Source organism: Actinophytocola sp. (assembly GCF_036555685.1).
GTDB lineage: Bacteria > Actinomycetota > Actinomycetes > Mycobacteriales > Pseudonocardiaceae > Actinophytocola.
This window is the reverse complement of the sequence record NZ_DATBKY010000138.1, coordinates 1-2,025: the sequence shown is the minus strand read 5'-3', so window position 1 is coordinate 2,025 and position 2,025 is coordinate 1. Positions and strand designations below refer to the sequence as shown.

Annotated in this window: 5 protein-coding genes; 1 reads left to right on the top strand and 4 read right to left on the bottom strand. The window is 70.1% G+C overall.

Annotation, left to right across the window (positions count from 1 at the left end):
• Nucleotides 1-120 (bottom strand): helix-turn-helix domain-containing protein (locus VH969_RS13690; protein ID WP_331974106.1); only part of this gene is annotated, 120 nt, incomplete at its 3' end.
• Nucleotides 121-252: 132 nt separating this feature from the next.
• Here VH969_RS13690 and VH969_RS13685 point away from each other — a divergent pair.
• Nucleotides 253-744: a hypothetical protein gene (locus tag VH969_RS13685; RefSeq protein ID WP_331974105.1), complete on the top strand. Its 492-nt coding sequence runs from the start codon at nucleotides 253-255 to the stop codon at nucleotides 742-744.
• Here the strand turns inward: VH969_RS13685 and VH969_RS13680 are convergent.
• From VH969_RS13680 to VH969_RS13670, 3 genes are all read right to left on the bottom strand, one after another.
• Nucleotides 713-1,234, bottom strand: coding sequence for a GNAT family N-acetyltransferase (locus VH969_RS13680; protein WP_331974104.1), 522 nt, complete (start codon nucleotides 1,232-1,234; stop codon nucleotides 713-715). The two genes, VH969_RS13685 and VH969_RS13680, sit on opposite strands and share 32 nt — an antisense overlap.
• 48 nt (nucleotides 1,235-1,282) lie before the next feature.
• The gene (locus VH969_RS13675; RefSeq protein WP_331974103.1) at nucleotides 1,283-1,570 is read right to left on the bottom strand and encodes a putative quinol monooxygenase; all 288 of its coding nucleotides are present in this window, start codon (nucleotides 1,568-1,570) and stop codon (nucleotides 1,283-1,285) included.
• A gap of 86 nt (nucleotides 1,571-1,656) precedes the next feature.
• A partial coding sequence (locus VH969_RS13670) for a DinB family protein (protein ID WP_527249159.1) occupies nucleotides 1,657-2,025 on the bottom strand: 369 nt, incomplete at its 5' end.

Genomic DNA, 2,025 nt, shown 5'->3' with positions numbered 1-2,025 from the left:
GAAGTAGCGGTACACCGACGACGGCGACACCTCGGCCGCGGCCGCGATCTCCTCGATCGTGACGGCGTCGAACCCGCGCGCGTCGAACAGGTCGAGCGCCTGCTCCTGGATCGTGCGCATGGCGTTGATCCGCCAGCGTTCTCGCAGCCCGGTTGCCATGGGCCGAGGGTAGCAGAAAGTCGCACGCTATTAGCAAGCGACTGTCTAAAAGCATTTGACTCTCTGTTTGGGGCAGTCGTAGAGTCACTGTCTATGAGACAGTCACTATCTGAAAACTCGATTACCTACATCCATCCGCCGGAGCGGGCGACCCGGAACTGGCGCCCGGCGTCCCGGGCGGTGCTGCTGGCGATCGTGCTGTCGGCCGTCCTCGTGGTCGTGGCGATCATCGACCAGGCCGGCGGCCGCAGCATCGCCGACCACGCCGCCGCCATCTACGCGCCGAACGGCAAGCGGCCGGATCCGGGCCTGCTGTACGGCCTCGTCTACGCCGTGGCCGCGTTCGGGGCCGTGCTGTGGCTGCTCGTGCTGCGCGTGGTGCAGTCACGAGGCCGTTCGGCACCCATCCTGACCGTCGTGGTGACCACGGTCACCGCCGCGCTCGCCCTGCTGCTGCTCGTGTCGAGCGAGTACGGCGCGCAGATCTTCCCGCCGCTGTGGGGCGTCCTGGCCATCCTGCCCGCCGCCGCCGGAATCCTCGCGGCCGTGCTGCTCAGGTCCGGTCGAAGGGTTCGGGGTAGGTGAACGTGCCGTGCAGCCGGGGGTGGTACGCGCTCAGGACGCGAACCTGGAAGTGCGGCTGCCAGTGCGGCACGGTCGGAGTGATCTGGTAGACGGAGCTGAGCTCGAATCCGAACCGGCGGTAGTAGGCCGGGTCGCCGAGCAGCGCGGCCAGTGGCTCGCCGAGCGCGTCCGCCGCGCCCAGGACGGCGTGCATGAGCGCGCTGCCGGCGCCGTGCCGCTGGTGGTCCGGCCGGACGGCCAGCGGGCCGAGCGCGAGAACGGGGTCCCGGCCGACGTGGCCCCGGGTGCCCAGCACGTGGCCGATGACCTCGCCCGCGGGGGTGACCGCCACCAGGGACAGCGCCGGGAGCCAGGCGGGGCCGGCCCGGAGCTCGTCGATCAGCCGAGCCTCGGGCGGAATCTGGCCCGGCGGCCGCCGGGAGGCGAACGCGGCGGCGGTGACGGCGCGGATGGGATCGACGTCGCGTTCGGTCTCGCGTCGGATCAGCACGCGGTCACCATGACCCGCCGCCGGCCCTGGACGCAACCGGATTTCCGTTCAGGTCAGCGAGCGCACGTCCGCGACGTCGTACTCGGCCACCGAAGCCTCGAGCATCGCGGCGCTCTGCTCGTCAGAGGGACCGCTGCCCCGGAACGCCTCGACGGCCGCCCGCGACTCCCAGCGCTCGAAGATGTCGATGCGGGCGGCGTCCACCAGATCCGCGGTGATGGCGAAGTCGAGGCAACCGGGTGCGAGGCGGGCCTGTTTCACGACGCTCACGCAGTCCGCGAGGTAGGACTCGCGCTGTTGCGGCTCGACGACGATATGCCCTGCGACGATTACCATATGCTGTTCCTCCGCTGAGTTCGGGTCGGCCATTGCTGAGAATGACCGCCGGTCGAGGTCGAACTCATCGGTTTAGCCCGGGCGGTTCAGCGGTCCGGCCAGAAGGGGTCGCGGCCGATGAAGCCGAGGAGCCTGGTCTGGGTGTCCGCGTCGGCGGGTACCTCGACTCGGGGGCCGTACTGGCCGGAGGAGCGCATAATCTGCTCAATCGGCTCCATCCCGCCGAGGAGCTGAGCGCAGAAGCCGGGGTCCAGCCGGTCGTCCTGGCCGGTGGCGCGGGACAGATCCCAGGTGTGCATGAACACGTCGGCGGTGTAGAACTGGTCGATCGCGGCCGCCAGGGGCAGCCGGCCGGTGTGCGGGTTGGCGAGTTCGCGGTGCGCCGTCTCCGGATCGTCCAGCACCGCCTGCACGCCGTCGCAGTGAACCTGCCACGTGGCGACCGGATCCTCGTC

Bases quoted from the DNA above. Each gene is read 5' to 3' on its own strand.
- VH969_RS13685 (WP_331974105.1), top strand. From the start codon at position 253: ATGAGACAGTCACTATCTGAAAACTCGATTACCTACATCCATCCGCCG.
- VH969_RS13675 (WP_331974103.1), bottom strand. From the start codon at position 1,570: ATGGTAATCGTCGCAGGGCATATCGTCGTCGAGCCGCAACAGCGCGAG.